At 45.9% G+C, this 19,519-nt stretch carries 10 protein-coding genes and 1 pseudogene; 8 read left to right on the forward strand and 3 right to left on the reverse strand.

Annotation, left to right across the window (positions count from 1 at the left end; translation table 11 throughout):
- The first annotated feature begins 13 nt into the window (after window positions 1-13).
- The 4 genes from K1I37_RS02165 to K1I37_RS02180 are packed head-to-tail and all read left to right on the forward strand — an operon-like array spanning window position 14 to window position 6,586.
- Window positions 14-865, forward strand: a complete 852-nt coding sequence (locus K1I37_RS02165) for a heteromeric transposase endonuclease subunit TnsA (protein WP_021294772.1) — start codon at window positions 14-16, stop codon at window positions 863-865.
- Window positions 849-3,026: a Mu transposase C-terminal domain-containing protein gene (locus K1I37_RS02170; RefSeq protein ID WP_021294771.1), complete on the forward strand. Its 2,178-nt coding sequence runs from the start codon at window positions 849-851 to the stop codon at window positions 3,024-3,026. Before K1I37_RS02165 ends, K1I37_RS02170 begins: the two co-directional genes overlap by 17 nt.
- Entirely contained in the window at window positions 3,010-4,674 is a 1,665-nt protein-coding gene (locus K1I37_RS02175; RefSeq protein ID WP_021294770.1) for an ATP-binding protein, read from the forward strand. The genes K1I37_RS02170 and K1I37_RS02175 overlap by 17 nt, the downstream gene beginning before the upstream one ends.
- Before the next feature lie 4 nt (window positions 4,675-4,678).
- The gene (locus K1I37_RS02180; RefSeq protein ID WP_021294769.1) at window positions 4,679-6,586 is read left to right on the forward strand and encodes a TnsD family Tn7-like transposition protein; all 1,908 of its coding nucleotides are present in this window, start codon (window positions 4,679-4,681) and stop codon (window positions 6,584-6,586) included.
- Between the two features lie 80 nt (window positions 6,587-6,666).
- Here K1I37_RS02180 and K1I37_RS02185 read toward each other — a convergent pair whose 3' ends face one another.
- Both K1I37_RS02185 and K1I37_RS02190 read right to left on the reverse strand, forming a co-directional pair.
- Complete coding sequence (locus tag K1I37_RS02185; protein WP_021294768.1) at window positions 6,667-8,331, reverse strand: hypothetical protein; 1,665 nt, start codon at window positions 8,329-8,331, stop codon at window positions 6,667-6,669.
- A gap of 107 nt (window positions 8,332-8,438) precedes the next feature.
- Window positions 8,439-9,083, reverse strand: coding sequence for a hypothetical protein (locus K1I37_RS02190; RefSeq protein ID WP_021294767.1), 645 nt, complete (start codon window positions 9,081-9,083; stop codon window positions 8,439-8,441).
- A 1,974-nt stretch (window positions 9,084-11,057) separates the two neighbouring features.
- Between K1I37_RS02190 and K1I37_RS02195 the strand changes: the two genes are divergently transcribed.
- Window positions 11,058-12,500, forward strand: coding sequence for a tetratricopeptide repeat-containing diguanylate cyclase (locus K1I37_RS02195; protein ID WP_021298170.1), 1,443 nt, complete (start codon window positions 11,058-11,060; stop codon window positions 12,498-12,500).
- A 150-nt stretch (window positions 12,501-12,650) separates the two neighbouring features.
- Here K1I37_RS02195 and K1I37_RS02200 read toward each other — a convergent pair whose 3' ends face one another.
- Window positions 12,651-13,094: an Hsp20/alpha crystallin family protein gene (locus K1I37_RS02200; RefSeq protein ID WP_021298171.1), complete on the reverse strand. Its 444-nt coding sequence runs from the start codon at window positions 13,092-13,094 to the stop codon at window positions 12,651-12,653.
- A gap of 614 nt (window positions 13,095-13,708) precedes the next feature.
- On the opposite strand from K1I37_RS02200, the pseudogene K1I37_RS21710 reads away from it, so the two are divergent.
- From K1I37_RS21710 to K1I37_RS02215, 3 genes and pseudogenes are all read left to right on the forward strand, one after another.
- Window positions 13,709-14,373, forward strand: a pseudogene (locus tag K1I37_RS21710) (putative bifunctional diguanylate cyclase/phosphodiesterase); the annotation flags it as partial.
- Window positions 14,374-14,634: 261 nt separating this feature from the next.
- Window positions 14,635-17,121 carry a PAS domain S-box protein gene (locus tag K1I37_RS21715; protein ID WP_407653219.1) on the forward strand — a complete coding sequence of 829 codons (2,487 nt, stop codon included), beginning with the start codon at window positions 14,635-14,637 and terminating at the stop codon, window positions 17,119-17,121.
- Between the two features lie 81 nt (window positions 17,122-17,202).
- A complete protein-coding gene (locus K1I37_RS02215; protein WP_081654246.1) occupies window positions 17,203-19,287 on the forward strand; it encodes a PAS domain S-box protein in 2,085 nt (694 codons plus the stop codon).
- The last annotated feature ends 232 nt before the right edge of the window (window positions 19,288-19,519 follow it).

Here is a 19,519-nt window from a genome sequence, read left to right on the forward strand (position 1 = left end):
CACGGAGGTTAACATGCCAAGAGCAAAATGGAACGACCAGACACTTAAACGATACATAAAGGAAGGAAGGGGTCAGGGGGAACTTGATCGCTACCGCCCGTGGCTCACAACGCAGGACTATAGTTCGAGTGGAAGATCGAGTAGGGTAAGGGGCTGGAAGACTGGTCGTATCCATCATTTTCTCTCCGACATCGAAACCCGTTATTTTTACCTCGTCGAATATGATGCAGATTGTTGGGACATTCGAGAGCATTACCCCATTCTTGACCTCCAAGACACGCTTGGGGACTGCGATATTGACTTGAACAAGTACCGCGATAAGGACAGTGGCACTCCCCATGTCTTTTCAGTGACTTTTCTTCTAACCCTGAAGGACATGGATGGAAAGAAACGGTACGTCGCTCGGAGTGTGAAAGCCGCCGCCGAATTGGATAAGCCGCGAGTCTTAGAGCGTTTCGAGTTAATGAGAAGATATTTCGAGTCCAAGCAAATAGACTGGGGCATTGTGACCCAACACGATATCAACGTCACCAGGGCGAAGAATATTGAATGGATACATTCGGCAAAAAACCTGGATGACGGCGGTGGGATTTCGGTTCACGATATTCAAAGATTGAAAGGTATTTTGCTTGGGTGGTTGGACGGAACTCGGAAATCGGTGAGAGATGTCACCAATGCTCTGGACAGTCAATTTAACCTCGAACCAGGTTCGGGTCTGCTGTTACTGCGTCATTTGATCGCGAATAAACAGGTGTTGGTTGATATGAATACTCGCATCGACTTGGGGAAGCCAGTGAAGGAAGTGATTCGAGGGATCGCAGTCGTTCAGAGCGACGGAGGTGTTCGGGATGCTTATGACGGTTAACTTGCTCATTCAGTTCATGAACGAAGATGGCTTGCCTGATCACATCGAGCGGGTGCTATGGATTGACGAACGTCATCAACAGGTTGCAACGATTGAGATCCTGGGACGAACCAGTCTTCCTAAGATTAGGCGGGTAGATGACCTCTTGACGTTGTTGTCTTTGGGACAAGCCTGCATTCTGTCGGATGATCCGCTCAAGAAAGTCATTGCTGAAAGTTCTTTAACTGAGAAGGAACGAGTCATTCGAGATAGGGCGTGGGAGATCGTTCAGATGGTGGCGAGAGTGGAGAATCAGCCGACCATTTTTTATCCAAAACAAAGAGCAAAGTTGTTGAAGGGAGCCGCTCAACACTTCCAAGTCAGCCAAAAGACCCTCTTGAAGTACCTACGTCGCTATTGGCAACGCGGACAACACAAAAATGCACTTCTGCCTGATTACAAGGCGGGGGCAATGAACCGAAGTTCCAATTTAATAGCAAGAAAGAGAGGTCGTCCACGAAAGTTTGCAGAGATTGTAGGGCAGGGAATCAACGTGGATGAGGAAACCAAAAGGATTTTTCGTGTAGCCCTCAACCGTTTTTACTACGGTCAGGGATTATCGCTTGTGCAAAGCTACGAATTGATGCGCCGCGAGTATTACTCTCTCAGAGAGCAGGGCGAGGAAGGTAGAGGGCAACAGCTTCTAAAGTCGTCTGCGGAGACGCCAACACTTGGGCAATTTAAGTATTACTTTTACAAAGAACGGGATTGGAAACGCGAAATATCCGCTCGGCAATCTAAGAAGAACTACCTTCAGAGTCATCGACCCCTTGTGGGGGATGGGACATCTCAGGCTTTCGGACCTGGTAGCATTTTTCAAATCGATGCCACGATTGCTGACGTGTATCTCGTTTCACGGTACAACCGTAACTGGGTCATCGGCAGACCCGTCGTTTATGGCATCGTCGATACGTTTTCACGCATGGTCTGCGGATTATATGTCGGACTGGAAGGACCCAGTTGGATAGGGGCTATGATGGCACTCGCCAATACCGTACAGAACAAGGTCGATTTTTGTAAGGAGTACGGCATCGACATCGAGGAAGAGGATTTTCCAGTCCATCACTTGCCTGAAGCATTGTTAGCCGATCAAGGCGAGATTTCCAGTAGGCTGGCAGAACCAATGATCAAGAATCTAAACATAAAGGTAATGACCACGCCTTCCTATAGACCAGAGTTGAAATCAATTGTCGAACGGTTCTTCAAGACCCTGAACGGATACGTAAAGCCAATATTACCTGGCGGGATTCAACCCGACTTTCGGGAACGTGGTTCCCATGACTACAGACTTGACGCAACGCTCGATCTCTATCAGTTCACCCAAATTATGGTCAGGGCGATCTTACATCACAATAGCACCTGGATGAACTCGTACCAACGAGACCAATTGATGATCGAGGATCAAGTTGAACCCATTCCCCTGAAACTATGGAACTGGGGGATTAAGAATCGCGCTGGAAAACTCCGCTCCATACCAGAAGATTTGATGCGATTACATCTGATGCCAACGACCACGGCTTCCATTACAGCGCGTGGAATTCGTTGTTTCAATGGCATGTTGTACTCCTCGGAAAAGGCTTTGCAAGAGCGGTGGTTTGAGAAAGCGCGAAATGATGGGAGGAGCGTAAAGATCACTGTATCCTACGACCCCAGAAATCTGAATTACATTTATATCCCGCAGGAGGACGGCAAGGGATTTAATAAGTGCTTCCTGCTCGACTATCAAGCCCGATATAGGGACAAAACGATAGAAGAAATCGAGCACCTGCTGGAACAAGAAAAGTTCGAACAAAAGGCAAATGAAGATAAGGTCTTGCAGAACAAAGCCAATCTCCTGTCCGAGATAGACGACATCATAAGAGATGCTGGACGGATGACAAAACAGGAGCAAGGCAAGGGGGAAAGTAAGCGCAAAAGGGTGAAGGACATTCGCATCAATCGCCATGTGGAGAAAGCCCTGAATCGCCAAAACGATGCCTTTGAATTGGACAAACGGCAATCCGTGGGAACGAACGAGGGGCAAGTGGTTCAACTGAACCCAACTTCTGATGATGAACCCAATCCAGAATTGGCTTTGTTAAAGAGAAAGCAAAGGGAGAAACGCGATGGAACCGATGAATAAAGTGCTCATACCCAACGGCTGTGAAGCTGTTGTTGCGGAATATATAGATCAGGATGTTGTGGATTATAGGTTCAGTCCGTTTATCGAGGCACTTCCACCGATTCTGTCCCAGGAGGAAGTAATTGATCACTTAGCTGTTTATCCGCCATTTGATCCGAAAGAACGGCAGTTGGAGACGCATATCCGTTTTCACTTGGTACAACGCCTTTTTCAGTATTTTCAACCGCTATCCGTACACCTCGACCTGGAAAGTCGCATTTCACGCCTCATACGACAGGGATATGTGTATCGTAATCCGATTCAACCTGGCTTCCTGGAGCAAATCGACGGGGGACAAGAGTGGATGCGAAACCGCACTGTAGAGTTGAGTAGGAACCAGGCGTTTCGTTCAACCCAGTCAGCACTGACGATTATCGGACCGAGCGGATTGGGGAAGAGCACAGCAATCAACAGAATCCTGTCGCTCTATCCCCAGGTAATTGTTCACTCCGAATACAAAGGTACCCCATTCAGTGCGTATCAAATAACTTGGCTGAAACTCGATTGTCCCCATGACGGCTCGATCAAGGGTTTAACCATAGACTTCTTTCGCAATGTTGATTTGTTGTTGGGAACGCGGTATTACCGCCAATACGGATCTGCACGCTACCCAATCAGTGCACTTCAACCTGCCATGTCTCAGATTTCCCGTACATACGGATTGGGTTTGCTTGTCATAGACGAGATACAGCATTTGAGCACAGCCAAAAGCCAGGGTGCTGAGAAAATGCTCAATTACTTCGTGACACTGGTCAATACCATTGGAATCCCAGTCGTTCTAATCGGAACCAATAAAGCGGCGGGGGTACTCCAGTCACAATTTCGGCAGGCAAGGCGCGGTAGTGGACAAGGAGACATGATTTGGGAGCGAATGAAACAGGATGCCAACTGGGATTTGTTCATTGAAGGTATTTGGGATTACCAATGGGTTCGGCAACCCGTGCCTTTGACACCCGAACTGAGTGCTGAATTGTACGATCTCAGTCAAGGAATTCTGGATATCGCTGTAAAAATTTTCGTCATGGCGCAGATTCGTGCCATGTCTACAGGAAAAGAGACATTGAGCGGGCACCTGTTTCGGCAGGTCGCACAGGAGAACCTGAAATTGGTTCAACCGATGATCGATGTACTACGCTCTGGGGACATACGTGGACTCGCTAAATACGAAGACATTCAACCTATCGACATCGGTTCGTTCATCGAGCGGGAGTCGTCGTCCATCAAGGTGAGTGAGAAAATCAAGGAGCTACAGGTTGCGAAGAAGAAACAGGTTGAACGCCAGGCAATGGGTGTCGAGGAAGAGTCCATCATCAAGTTGGTAGAACTTGAGATCCCGCCTGCGACAGCCAAACGACTGGTCAAGAAGGTGATGGAGGGAAAGGGAACCCTGACCGTGCCCTCCGTTGTAAAAACTGCCCTGGCTCTTCACGCCCAAAGTGCGACGGATAAAACTGAGGAGCGATCCACTTTGAAGGGGCAGGCTGTCCAGGGAGACATCCGTATCGCGGTTGCAGAGGGCAAGAAAAAGGGGCTGAGTGCCTATGAAGTGTTGAGACAGAATGGCATCATCAAGCCTACGTCGAATGATCCGTTGTTTGTAGTGGGGTGAGGGGATGGTCGCCTTCTTTCCAACACCGTTCCCTGACGAGATTTTCTATAGCGTGTTGGCGCGGTGTTACATGAAAAGCGGAAACATCAGTCCGAAAGCAACCATCATGGATTTGTACGGAAACACGAGTGTAACTGCTGTCATCGATTTGCCCGCGCATTTCGATTCACTCATTGAGAATCTTCCTGTACATCATCCCTACACAGCCGAAAAGTTCATTAAATTACATACCTTATACTCGTTTTACACTGCCTTCCTGCCCCCGAAACGTGCGAGCCTGGTCTTTGAGTCCATGAAGGGTAATCTTGGACACTCCGTTCACAATCGACTTGGCATTATGGCAAGCTCCATCAGTACGGATAAGACACTCAAATACTGCCGTAAATGTTTTGAAGAGGATAGGACACGTTGGGGAGAGCCGTATTGGCATCGAGTTCATCAGATACCTGGGGTCTATATATGTCCTATTCATAAGACTTCGCTGTCCCGTAGTCGTTCGTTACCCATGAATCGGCATGAGTTCCTCTCTGCCTCCTGCGAAGATTGTCACCAGGACACGAAGGGGAACAACGGGGATACCGAAGAAGTGTTCATTCAAAATGTCCCGTCAGCATGGGATGATGCCGTTTCAAAGATAACGGTATTGTTAGAAGAACAGGGATTATCCACAAAATATCTGATGCTTGTTGGCAATGTGGATAAGTTGCTCAACTCCAGCTACCCGAATCGCACGATGGAGTGGTTTTCGAACCATTACGTTGAGCGATTGAAGGAGATGGGACTTGCCAACGTCCATGGACATGTAAGACAGGTGGAGTTTCGAAGGGAGTTTCTTAACTATTACGGCGAACCGTTTTTGGAGGTCATGCAATCCTCGGTTTCGGAGCGAGATGACAACTGGCTGAACGCCATTGTGAGAAAGCACCGCAAAACATTTCATCCAATACGACACTTGCTCTTGATGCAGTTTCTCGGTATCAGTTTGGATGACCTATTTATGCAAGAGCCAGTGTATCAGCCGTTTGGATCATCCCCGTGGTTGTGCTTGAATCCAGCCGCCGACCATTATCTGCAACCTGTTGTTCAGGATTTGAGGATTCGATACGACAGCAAGATAAAGAGACCGATTGGAACCTTTGCGTGTTCCTGCGGGTTTATCTATGCGCGAAAAGGACCCGATACCAACGAAGACGACAAATACAGGATCGGGAGGATAAAGGCTCTGGGCTCGGTATGGGAGCATAAACTCGGTGAACTGTTGCAGGGCAATCTGAGCTTGCGGGAGATCGCTCGAAGATTGCGCGTCGATGTGAACACTGTAAAGAAGTATGCTGATCTTGCCCAGCGAAATCATCAGGCAATATCGCCCGCTGTCCCCGTTGACCTTCGCAAACGTCAGCGACAAGCTTGGTTTGATTTGGTGAGACAGAACGAGAAGAAGTCACGAACGGAGCTTAGGCAGATGAACAAAGCATTGTATACATGGCTCTACCGCAACGATAAAAGTTGGCTGATGCAACATTCGCCGAAACCGACGCGCGTAACCACTAAGAATTCGCGGGTTGACTGGGGGCGGAGAGATGATGAGATTCTTGCCTTAGTGCAGACTGAGGTGATGAGGATTCTTACATCGGACGGTAAGCCAGAGCGAATTTCAATCAGCAGAATAGGGAAGCGAATTGGCTACCTACCCCTGTTGGAAAAGCATTTAGACAAGATGCCGCAAACGAAATCGTTTTTGGAGGCAGTAAAGGAAAGCGTTCATGATTTTCAGATGCGACGAATAAACTGGGCAATCCAGGAGATTGAACGTGAGGGTCTGGACTTACAGTGGTGGAGGATTGTCAGGAAAGCTGGGATTCGGGGAGAAGTGGCGGAGCAGTTAAGGGAGGATTTTGAAACTCAAATGTGACACAACATACCCCGCCGACGGTGGGATATGTTGTGAGTGGAACATCTATATATCCCTACACTTCTTGCGACGGAACGTCATTATTCCGCAAGGAGCGAGTAAGGGTTCTTATTAGGACTGAAGTAGTCGTTTACGTCGAGACCTTTAGACGACTCTAACTCGTATTTATCTCCCAAGATAGACAAACATTCTTTGGCGTAATTAACAACACCGACACTGCTCTGTAAAGCGATTCTCTTCTTAATGGTGTCATTCAGGCTGTTAAGGACATCTGGATGTTCGGATAGTATTTCACAGATGGCACTGGAGAGCAAATCGAAATCGACATTGGTGGAATCATAGAAACGAAGCTCACCCCACGATGATCCAAGTTCACTTCTGATCTTTTTGTAATCATCTTGTTGCTCAATTGTATCGACCAATTTTGAAAGGTGGCTGAGTTCCTCTTTGATGAGGGCTTCCTTAATAGCTCTTTCCGACATGTATTTGTCTACGAAGTTCGACAAAGTTACAGTAATGACATGTTCCACAAAATCTATCACATTTCCCGCTGGACTTGGACCCATCCAAGCTACCTCTTCCTCTGGGGCAAGGTAGATTTGAGATTGTGTTTTCGATATGATGGCACTTCGAACCTGTGGTGTCAGGTACACAAGACGAATCGCCAATCTCCCAATCATACCTTCCGCCAGCCACATATACCTCAAGTCTTTACGATTCCAGAAATGGAAAAGGCACATTTCGACCCAATCCTCAATAATGGATTGTATGGTTTGTCCTTTGTGCGTGAAAGTAGAGTCAAGTAGTTGCACTCTGGTAAGGAACTCCAAGACATTATAATAATAAGGAATTCTCACTGGGCGAGTTTGCTCGATCAACAGATTCGTCATGAAGAGATACTGAATAGACTGAGGGGAATCCAATACCCGCTGTGCGAGGATATCTGCTGAAGCCTTCATGAAGCCTCTTGAATTGGAAACCATAAACACGGAAGAAACGATTAAGTCCAGCGGCGCAGTTTTCAACATGGAAGTCACTGCTTCTGTCCTGGTTTCCTCTTGAATCTTCGCGTTCTTTCTGAAATTCTCAAACACTTTTGGTCGGATTGTATTCACCGACATCTTCATAGCTTGAACGAATTCGTCCAGCCTATCGAGATGCACCTCGGCACTCAATGTTATTTCAGCACTTCTTAATATCCTTTGCTTTAAGTTATACAACAACTGGGTAGCTCCAATTATCGCATCGAGCTTCATAAACTCAGAAGGTAAGTCACTGTGCTTGAACGCCAATAGTGGTGTTAACCCTTCGTTTACGGCTTCCCTATCGTATAAATGGATAAACCACCCGTTCGTAACGACGAAGTAAGGGGTATCGACTGACGGATGAAGGGAATAGAAGTGGGCTTGTGCGATATCTTCTTCTGTCAGTTGAGGAATCTCGGTATCGGTTCGATACCCTCCTGGCTTCGACTCGATTATCCAGAATTTCTGTTTGCGAACGGAGCAGATATAATCGAGCTTTATTCTGTCGCGTCCCAACTGGATAAACAGTGGATTGAGCCTGTATGATTCTTCTCGTGAGACAGAATAATCCAAGTCCTTTCTATATCCGAGTAGAATTAGCAGAGGGACGATGAACTCTTCACGAACATCAGCCTCAGACCATCCATCAAAATTGAGTCGCGAGAGTCGTTCAAGCTCCGCTGTCTCGTTATCAGTCAAAGGTGGACGATATTTTCTCACTTTAGAAACCTCCTGTACCAGTCAAGGCAATGAATTCGACATCAATTGAGTGTCCCTTCCGTCAGAAAGGGGCATGGGGCGTCTGATTCGGTAGTGTGTATATTGTATTATTCGGTTCTGTCAGTCTCGTTCTCAGTTCGTTTTCTTGAATATTGACCTATCGCCTTTGATAAAATGTCCAGCGGGTCATCCTTCTTGGTAAAGTGATCAACAACAACCGTAACTAATAAGGCGATAAGAACCGTACCTGTGATATATGAAGCAATCATCTCCACAGAAATAAGTATTTGAGTATGATAATCAACAGGATCAAGGGTCCCAAATCCAGTGAACGTGCTAATCGTGTAGTACAGGGCTTCAACACCAGATAGCGGTCCCTGAGAAAATCCTTTTGAATATATTTCGGAAAATCCACGATTTAGGTTGGCGAATGATACGATCACAGCAGACATTGACGCAAAGAAGTATAGTGTAGAAAGGAAAACACGTTCGTTGAAGAATTTAATGACTTGGTACGCGGTGATGCATAGAATATAGAAATTTATGCCCGTTATAACAAGCATATTTGATATTTGATAGTGAGTTTCGGAGAAAAGATAGACGACACCGAGTCCCACTACGCCAGCATATTGACAAATCCAAACCAACACCGCTCTAACAGCGTTGTCGATTTGCTTTAAGCTACTAATTACCATCGCGCAAATCCCTGGAACAACTATGACAAAGAGTGTCAGAAGGTAATGTGAATTCATTACACCCTCCTTGATACTTTGCAAACATTATACAACATGGCTCAATGAATAGAGGATGTAGTATTAGTAACCGTATCAATGTGATCGATGATGACGGGTGAGAGAACAATGTTGGTTTTGTTTTATGTAGCTCATGGAGCGACCGTCCAATAAGAACGTGTTCTTTTCAAACTGTTTACATGTGGACGGGCGGATTATCCTTTCCCTCATCCCATCGATCCTGTTCTATGTGTTCGCAAAATCAAGTTCTTCCCCAGCAAAATAAGTTCTTCCCTGAGTAAAATAAGTTGTTCCCTACAGCACGGGTGGATTCGGGTCAAAAGCCTGGATTCGCCCGTTTTTGCGTTGCAAGGGAGCGCAAGGCGGGGGAAAAGACAGGGTGAAGTTCGGAAGGAGATAAGAAGCGAAAAAGCCCGACATATCAAGGATTCCTCGACCATGCCCGATCAAAAATGTGAAAAAATACACGACAAAATCTGCTCTCCCTTATCCCTTCAGCCCTGCTCTTCCCCCTTCCCGCAGGGAAAGACTTCATTTTACGCAAAATCGATGGATCTGGAAAAATTACGGAGAAAAACGGGTGAGAAAAGTGTGTTCGCAAAATCAAGTTCTTCCCCAGCAAAATAAGTTCTTCCCTGAGTAAAATAAGTTGTTCCCTACAGCACGGGTGGATTCGGGTCAAAAGCCTGGATTCGCCCGTTTTTGCGTTGCAAGGGAGCGCAAGGCGGGGGAAAAGACAGGGTGAAGTTCGGAAGGAGATAAGAAGCGAAAAAGCCCGACATATCAAGGATTCCTCGACCATGCCCGATCAAAAATGTGAAAAAATACACGACAAAATCTGCTCTCCCTTATCCCTTCAGCCCTGCTCTTCCCCCTTCCCGCAGGGAAAGACTTCATTTTACGCAAAATCGATGGATCTGGAAAAATTACGGAGAAAAACGGGTGAGAAAAGGCGTGATCCAGAGAAGGATCGAATTTGACGGCAGAAAGTGGGTTAGAGGGAGGAAAAGTCGGGAAAAGCCAGGCGTGGCAAGGGATGAGGCAGGGTTGAGGAGGGAGATGGCGAGGGAAGGATTTGATTTGACGGGCACACCAAGACCATGCCCGAACAAAAATGCGAAAAAATAATTGACCAAATCTGTTTTCCCTTAACCCTCAAGCCCTGCTCTTCGCCCTTCCCGCAGGGAACGACTTCATTTTACGCAGAATCGATGAATCTGGAAAAATTACGGAGAAAAATGGGTGAGAAAAGGCGTGATCCAGCGTAGAAATTCATTTGACGGAAGATATTGGGTGAGCGTGAGAAAAAGTCGAGAAAAGCCAGGCGGGGCAAGGGATGAGAAGGGGTTGAGGGGGGAGGGAGTCAGGGAAGAAATTGATTTGACGGTTACATAGTACAGGGAGCTAAATTTGATTTCAGAAGTCATGGGTTGGATTTGAAGTGGGTGAAAGGGTGAAGGGAGAGTACGGCTCGGCATACAGCCTTCTGCGGCGACCTGTAGAACGGTCGCGCCATTCGGGAAAGCACAGTAGTGACGGGGTTTTGAGGACGAGAACGACCAGTGATCGGAGCGGTACGAGCCTTCTCTGATTTTCGACATCGTTGACATTGTGATCGGATCTCTTGTCCTACAGGGAACTATGCTTGGGTCTGTAGAACTTTATCAATTTGATTGAAGCGGGGATAGGGAGGAGAGGGTATAGCAAGAGCTTTCTGCTTGCTAAACAACTTCCGTGACTGGGGAGCGGCTTGGTCGATTGTAAACATCGGCAACCGAGGCAGACCTGCTATTTCGCACTCACCACTATCTAAGGAGCGTTGATGTGCAGGATTCGACATGATAAACCAAGAAATAAAAGACAAATTGCTGGTCACGGAGCGCTTATGCTTGCTTGGTAAATTGATGCGAGGAGAGTGACACACCTCGACCTTTAAGCGGTTTCCCCATCCCTGTGTTTGTGAGGTGTGAACCCGTGAAAGAGAATGACCTCAAGTCACTTCAAGGAAAGGTGACTTCACTTAGAGCAGAAGGAAAGTACAAAGAGACTATCGAGGCTTGCTACGATCTCCTGAAGCGTGGAGAGGAGAGCAACGATTATAAATCCATCCTCGTCGCCCACTTGAACAGCGCGGCATCTTACTACTGCATCGGCGATATTGAGGAAGCGTTTCGTTGCATCACCGCTTATGATGAAGTCTGTAGGGAGTACGGAGACGAGACTGACCATCTGAATCGACACAATGTCCTGTTCTTGCTTTACGAATACAATAAAGACTTCACCAAGGCGAAGTCTACGTTGGATAAAACCATTGCCCTTGGCACTCGGTTGCAAAAGTACAACATTGTCAGCAATGCGTACAGCAACTACAGTCATCTATATCTTGCCGAAGAGAATTTTGAGGATGCCTTAGAAATGGGAAGAAAGGGGCTTGAAGCGGCGAAACTGCACTGTCCGCCAAGCGTGATTCTGGAACTCAGGGTGAAGTTGAATATCGCGCAAGCGTACATAGGGCTTCGTGATTTTGAGGCATCAAGACGGCTGATTGACGAGATCGGTGAACAGCCTATTTTGGATTCGGATTCGTACATCAGGGAACGAGTTCAATTCCACATGTTACAGGGAAGTTGGTTCTCGCATCAGGGCTTCTATAGGGAAGCGTTCGAATGGTTGAGCCGTGCCAAGGATTTGGTCAACCGTTACGATGACATTTATCTTCTCGAAGAGATCCAAAGAGAACGATGCAGATTGTGTGAACAAATAGGGGATTTTAAGACGGGATTCTATGTTCAAAAGGAATACATTTCGGTACTTTTGGAGAGTCGAAAGAGAGAACTGGAACGAACTGCCTTACAGCTTGAAGTGAAACACAGTTTGGCAGACCTGAAGAAGAAGGCAAATACCGACCATGTGACGGGCTTACCGAATCGGCATCGCCTGGAATCAACGGCAAACCAATGGCTCAAAGAAGCGGCGGATCGATACGAAAACATTGTTTGTATTGTCGTAGATATCGACCACTTTAAGTGCATCAATGACCAGTACGGACACCTGTTTGGTGACGAAGTAATTCGTGATGTCACAGAGGCATGTGCGAGTGTTTTGCGCGGTGATGACTTGATTGGTCGTTATGGTGGGGACGAGTTCGTTGCAATCCTACGAGGGGTTACACTTGATGTGGGTGTAAGGAAAGCGGAGCAGATGTTAGAGGCGATTCGAAACTTGAGCATTCACTGTGGCGACACCCCAGTGTCTATAACCGCAAGCATGGGTGTTGCGGATAACAGGGAGGGTGAAGTATTAGGGTTTAACGATCTGTTTCGGCGTGCTGATGTAGAACTTTACAAATCCAAACAAAGTGGGCGAAATCGAGTGTCTGTCGGGAGTCAGTTGGACGGTCAACAGGTACAAATTTAGTGGGTTTGAAAGGCGTACCCGTTAAAGCTGATTCAGCGGGGCGGTTAATGTTGAGTCAAGGGACAGCGGGAATTAAACGAACACGTTGTTCAACCCCATAAAACGCGAAAGTGCCCCTTGGAATCCCAAGGGGCACTTGCTGTATGTGTTTCAGTGAAAGTCCACGTCAATCTGACGACCGATTTGCTTCTGGCTCTTTGGAATCCTGACTTCCAATATGCCGTTCCTATACGATGCTTTCGCTCCCGTGTCATCCACGGCTGTCGGTAAGGGCACAGTACGGGAGAATTGTCCGTAGTATCGTTCCATTCGATGCACGTTCTCGTCTTTTTGTTCGTCCATTCGTTCGATTTTACCGCTCAGATGAAGATGGTTGTCGTGGACGGTGATGTTCACGTCTTCCCTCTTCTCCAGTCCAGGGATTTCTGCAGTCACAATCACTTCATTTTGGCTCTCTCGAACATCCACTCGTATCCGTGGCATATTTGCAAAGTGCCCCTCAAACCTGTCGTCGTCGAACAGTCGAGGGAATGACGGGAACGAGTTAAAGTCACGTCTCATGATACCAAAGGGATCATAAGGTACTAACGGCATGTTCACACCTCCAGATAGAAATGTCCGAGCATATGGTTCCCGTTTTATGACGAAACTTACATTCTTTCCTGTGCTAATTTTCTGCACAGAAGACCGTATGCAAATAAACTCAAAGTGCTATTGCTAACTTAGCAATCCCTGTGTCCCCGTTCTTCCGCCCCATCTTCTCAGTACAATCTCGCCAATCGCTTTTACCTCCAAATGCTGGGGAAGGAGAACAGATAACGAATAGGTTGCACTTATAGTGCGTGTCTGCACTCCGATCCTTTATTGGATTTGCCTATCTGTTCATCTGGACTTGTTGGACTTCTATAGTGGAATATTACCTTCAAATCTAATACGAAGCCGTCCCTTCACCCAGCCCCCTACTCTAACCCGTCTAATTTACATAAAACTCTACACAAATCGACAAAAACCGATTGTAATCGACACAAAAACATCGTATATGGAACGGAAATCGGGTTGATTTTATAGATTGGAAAATGATTCAAATAGAAAGGTCGTTTATTATGCTGAAATTCCTATTGATCGTTCCTTGATGCGAAGAAATACATCATAGATATAGCAGGAGTGTTGTCATCTTGTGAAGCAATAGGGGTAAAGGTTGAAGCTGTATGGATAAATCACAACTGGAGATAGATTTAAGAACGGCACTGGAACGTCAAGAGTTCCATCTGTACTATCAGCCCAAGGTGGATTTGGCTTCAGGAAAAATCGCAGGAGTTGAAGCATTGATCCGTTGGGACCACCCCAAGAGAGGACTAATTTCTCCAACGGAATTTATTCCTCTCGCAGAAGAGACTGACCTGATTTCATCTATTGGGGAATGGGCTTTGCGAACAGCTTGCGCCCAGAGCAAGGCATGGCAGGATATAGGCATTCCGCCAATGATTATGGCAGTCAACCTCTCTGCTCGTCAATTTTATCAGCCCGACTTAGTTGAACGGATTCAACATATTTTAGAGGAAACGGAACTTGCCCCTGAAAACCTGGAACTGGAAATTACCGAGTCTACGATCATGGATGTCGATCACATCCTCTCTATTTTGCGGGAGCTAAAAAGAGTTGGTGTGCGGATAAGTCTGGATGATTTCGGGACAGGCTATAGTTCTCTGTACTATTTAAGTAAATTACCAATTGATGTCATCAAGATTGATCAACGTTTGTTCGGAACTGCACAGTAGACACGAAAGATGGAACGATTGTTAAGGCAATTATAGCAATGGCACATCAGTTGGAAATGGACGTCATTGCTGAAGGGGTCGAATCCAAAGATCATCTGATTTTTCTTCAACAGAACCTTTGTAATGAAGGGCAAGGGTATTTTTTCAGTAAACCTTTACCTCCAAAGGAACTGGAACAAAAGTTAGACGATATAAATGGGATTGTTGATCAGCAGGGAATTCCCAGGTCGGTCAGCAGAGAAAAGTGGCTGGAAGGTGCGCTCGAAACTGCCCGCCAAGAATCACGAGATACGGTAAGACAACAACAAGGAATGATCTTTAAGTTTATCGAGAAGAACGGGGAATTCATTCATACGATGTGTGACGGAGAATTAGTGTATCGCATCGGTCTAACTCCTGAACAAATTGTAGGAAAGGAATTAACGGACTTTCGTCCTCTGCCTGACGCTAAAAGGGAACTTCAATATTATCGGAGGGCTTGGGAAGGCGAGAATTATGTAACGTATGAAGCAGAATCGAATGGTATTTGGTATCTCGCTTCGTTGCGTCCGATACGTCGAGGTGGGGTGGTCACGGAGGTCATCGCTTCGTGTGTCGATATTACTAAACGTGTCAAAAGAGAGCAGGAAGTATCCCTTCTAACGGAACGGCTTGCAGAGCAGGAGAGGAAATATCGGTTAATTGCAGACAACACTGACGATTTTATTGTCCTGTTAGATAGAGATGGAATTGTTCAATATATTTCTCCTTCCCATGAACGACTTCTCGGTTTCTCTATGGAGGGCAGTGAGGGTAAGTTTGGTTTTCAAAAAATACACCCAGATGATGTTTCCCTCGTCAGGCAACGATTTGAGAGCGTGATTAAAAGTAAGAGTTCGACGAGTGTTGAGTGTCGATATACGAAGGCAGATGGCTCATATATCTGGGTTGAAGTCGCAGGGAGTCCGATCCTATCACCTGATGGTGAAGTTAGTCATGTCTTAGCCGTGGCTCGTAATATTACGGAACGTAAGGTACAGGAAGAAAAACTCCGTCAAAGTGAAAATCGCTACCGCGAATTGGTTGAACTTTCACCAGATGCAATCTTCGTACACATTGGTGGCAGGATCGTTTATGCCAATAAATCGTCCGTAGAGTTGCTTGCCGCGAGGAGCGTTAATGACTTAATTGGTCGTTCCATTGTGGACTTCATTCACCCCGACGATAGGAACAGGGTACTTAACCGTGTAGACCATTTGATGAAAGCTGAAGGGAACACTTATGGTTTGGTTGAGGTGCGTTATATACGATTTGACGGTGCGGAGATTGATGTTGAAGCCACAGGTGTTGGTATTCTATATGGCGATGAACATGCTGTCCAAGTGATTATCCGAGACACTACAGCACGCAAGGAATCAGAGCGCAAACTTGCAGAGGAAAAAGAAAAGCTCAAATCGCTTCTCAACAATGCACAAGACGCAGTAAACATCATGGATTTAGACGGGAAGATTTTGCGGGTTAACCCAGCATGGGAAGCGATGTATGGATGGACTCAGGAAGAGGTTGTCGGGAAGCCCACCCCAACTGTTTCCCACGAACGATTCAATAATGGTTGGAATCGTTTAGTGGAACGAATCATGCGTGGGGAGACGATACCCCCTTATGAAATCACGGTATTCCGTAAGGGGGGCGAACCGTTATATGCCTCTACCTCCATTTATCCAATTTACGACGCGGATGGCAAAGTTGTTGCCGTGGTGGAGAGCACAAGAGATATTACAGCACGCAAAGAAACAGAGCGGAAATTGCGGGAGAGTGAGGAAAAGTATCGCCTCATTGCCGAGTATACGCAGGACTTGATTGGGGTTTTGGATGCGGATGGTGTCGTCCATTATGCGTCCCCTTCTCATGAGACAGTTTTGGGATTTCGACCGCACCAATATGAGGGTCACTCTGCATTTAAGTTGGTTCATCCTGATGACGGTGCGTATGTAGTGAAGCAATTTGCTCACATGGTTTCATCAAAGACACCATGCCATGTCGAGTTTCGATATGAACATGCAGACGGTCGTTGGGTGTATGTAGACGCGACGGGAACCCCTGTACTTAACGACAACGGTGAGGTAGAGCACATCGTTGTTGTAGCCCGTGACATTACAGAGAGAAAACAAGCTGAAGACATGATTCGAAAATCGGAGAAACTTGCCGTGGCGGGGCAGTTAGCCGCGGGTCTTGCTCATGAAATCAGAAACCCGCTCACGGCGATTCAGGGATTTATTCAGTTACTAAAAAAGGAAACTGATAAACCGCTTTATTTCGATGTAATGATGTCAGAAATCGCTCGATTAAACGATATTGTTACCGAGCTATTAGCACTTGCCAAACCCCAAGTGGTACAGAGGAGAGATGTTCATCCAAAGACCCTCTTGGAACAAGTCTTGACGATCATGGGTTCACAGGCACTGTTGCACAATATTGAAATCAAACAAGAGTATGATTCAAATTTACCGTGTATCTATTGCGACGACAATCAAATGAAACAGGTTTTTATCAACATTCTTCAAAACGCCGTAGAGGCTATGCCAAATGGTGGAACCATCACCGCCCAGATATCATTACACGATCCACAGTCGATACAATTCCGATTTATTGATCAGGGATGTGGCATTCCACAGGAGCGCATGAAACATATTGGGGAACCGTTCTATAGTTCCAAAGAGAAGGGTACAGGCTTAGGGTTAATGATTAGCCTTAAGATTGTCCAGGAACATGGGGGGACGCTTCATATCGACAGTGTCGTAAACCGAGGTACGACGGTTGACGTCATTTTACCGATCAAACATTATGACGGCTCAGAGCAGTGAACCAAGTATTTTCTGCACCTCTAAACGGTACACCAACGACACTACAGTACTCGTATCATCAAGGCATCATGTGGGGGACGGATGAAATTTAACCATCATTATCGAGCTTTCCCGAAGGGAGATCAATCTATGGGCTGGTCGTACAGCGACTCACATCTCGAAATTTACAAATCTATCATCGAACATAATTCCGATGGGATTTTTGTTCTTGCTATCGATGGAACCATTATGGAAGTTAATCAAACCGCAATATACTTGTTTGGCTACTCACAAGAGGAGTTTCAGGGACGCTCTTTTCTGCAGATGGCTTTCCATAAAACAACAGAACGAGTTGAAGAATATTTCCGCAAAGCGTTGCAGGGGGTTCCATCCGAATTTCAGACCGATACACTTCATAAAAATGGGGGCATCCTTCACCTGCAGGTTAAGTTGGTTCCTTTGTATGTCCGTGAAAAAGTCGTCGGAGTATTTTGTGTCACGAAGGATATTACTGAACAAAAGCAACTGGAAAAATCGTTAAGAGAAAGTGAAGAACGCTATCGTAAGCTTTCAGAACTCTCTCCCAGGGGAATTGTTGTGCACAGAGATGGTGTAATCCTCTATGTGAACCCTGCAACTGTAAAAATGTTGAAGGAAGATCATTTGATAGGTAAAGATATCTTCTCTTACGTACACCCAGATTCCTTGCAAATTGCGAAGCAGAGGATAGCAGAAATGGTCAAGGACAAGAATCCTTCTTTCGTGGAAATGAAATTGCAATTGTCGGATGGAGAATTGTTGTATGTAGATATGGGCAGTACCGCTATCCATATTGATGGCAGTCCTGCCATTTTGATGGTTTTTACAGATGACACAGAGAAAAAAATGATCGAACAAGCCTTGATGCAAAGCGAAAAACGATATAGACGGTTGGTTGAAAATTCACCTGAACCCATCGTGATTTATCAGAATGAGTCTATTCAATATGCAAATCCTGCGTGCGTTGAACTATTTGGCGAGTCGTCTTTGGAAGGGTTGGTTGGGAAATCTATCTTCGATTACTTCCACCCCGATTCTGTTCACTTGATCGAAAATCGCATCCATGAAGTAGAGCAAATTGGAACTAAGCTGGATACTGTGGAAGAGAAGCTGGTACGTCGGGATGGAACAGTCATTGACGTTGACGTTACGGGAATTACCATTCGTCATGAAGGTAAGCTTGCTTTCCTGATGATGTATCATGACATTAGCCGCAGAAAGAGGGCAGAACAAGCTCTTCGTGAAAGTGAACAAAAGTACCGATTGATAGCAGAAAACATGCATGACTTGATATGCTTGATCGATTGGGATGGACGTTTTATATACGCTTCCCCATCCCATACCACTCTGTTAGGATTTCCAACTAAAGCCTATGAGGGCAATTTCGCAAGGGATTGGATGCACAAAGAAGACCATCCGAAAATACGTAGCCAATTGGAGAATGCCGTAAGGACACAAGAGCCTTGCATGTTTGAGTTCAGATTTCGAGATATAAAAGACAATTGGATATGGTTGGAGGGTAAAGCGACACCTGTTTTTGATCATGAAGGTAATTTTAAGCATTTCCTTGTGGTATCCAGAGATATAACAGAGAGAAAAGCATATGAGGAAAAATTGGCGCATTTGGCGTTCCATGATGCTTTGACAGGCTTGCCCAATCGTCGATTGTTCAGAGATCGATTCAAACAAGCAATCAAAGAAGCTGAACGATATGGGCGGAAGATGGCAGTGATGTATATGGATATGGATCGTTTCAAATCCATCAATGACACACTGGGTCATGATGTTGGGGATAAACTCCTTAAAAAGTTTGCACAGAGGGTGAAAGATTGTCTTCGGAACAGCGACATCCTTGCTCGTCTTGGTGGAGATGAATTTACCGTTCTTCTTCCTGAAATTGAACAGGAAGACGATGTAGTCCGAGTTGCCCAGCGAATTCTGGCATCCATTCAACAACCTTGGGAAATCGGAGAACATGTATTTGAAACGAGTTCGAGTATTGGTATTGCCTTTTATCCGATGGATGGAACTACAAGGCAAGAATTGCTCCGACATGCGGACGAGGCTTTGTACAGCGCGAAGGAAAGTGGAAGGAACACTGTCAAGACGTATTCATTATCAATTGGGAAGACACACGACGAGGTGTGACACTTTGCTACCATTAAACACAGATCGAGGTTTTCACACTTTAACCAATTTCTACATACCAATTAAGTACAAATTCTATATTTGTCAGCTTGTGTCTCTGATTTGGATGGGATTTTCCATTTGGTTGTCAATACCTTGGGTTAGAGACTTATCTAAGTTTGTCACAGTTCCAGGGGCATTATTTATAATGAGCGTTTTGCAGAATTAACGTTCACAACGCATTTGACACTAT

It is taken from the genome of Alicyclobacillus acidoterrestris, from assembly GCF_022674245.1.
Taxonomy (GTDB): domain Bacteria; phylum Bacillota; class Bacilli; order Alicyclobacillales; family Alicyclobacillaceae; genus Alicyclobacillus; species Alicyclobacillus acidoterrestris.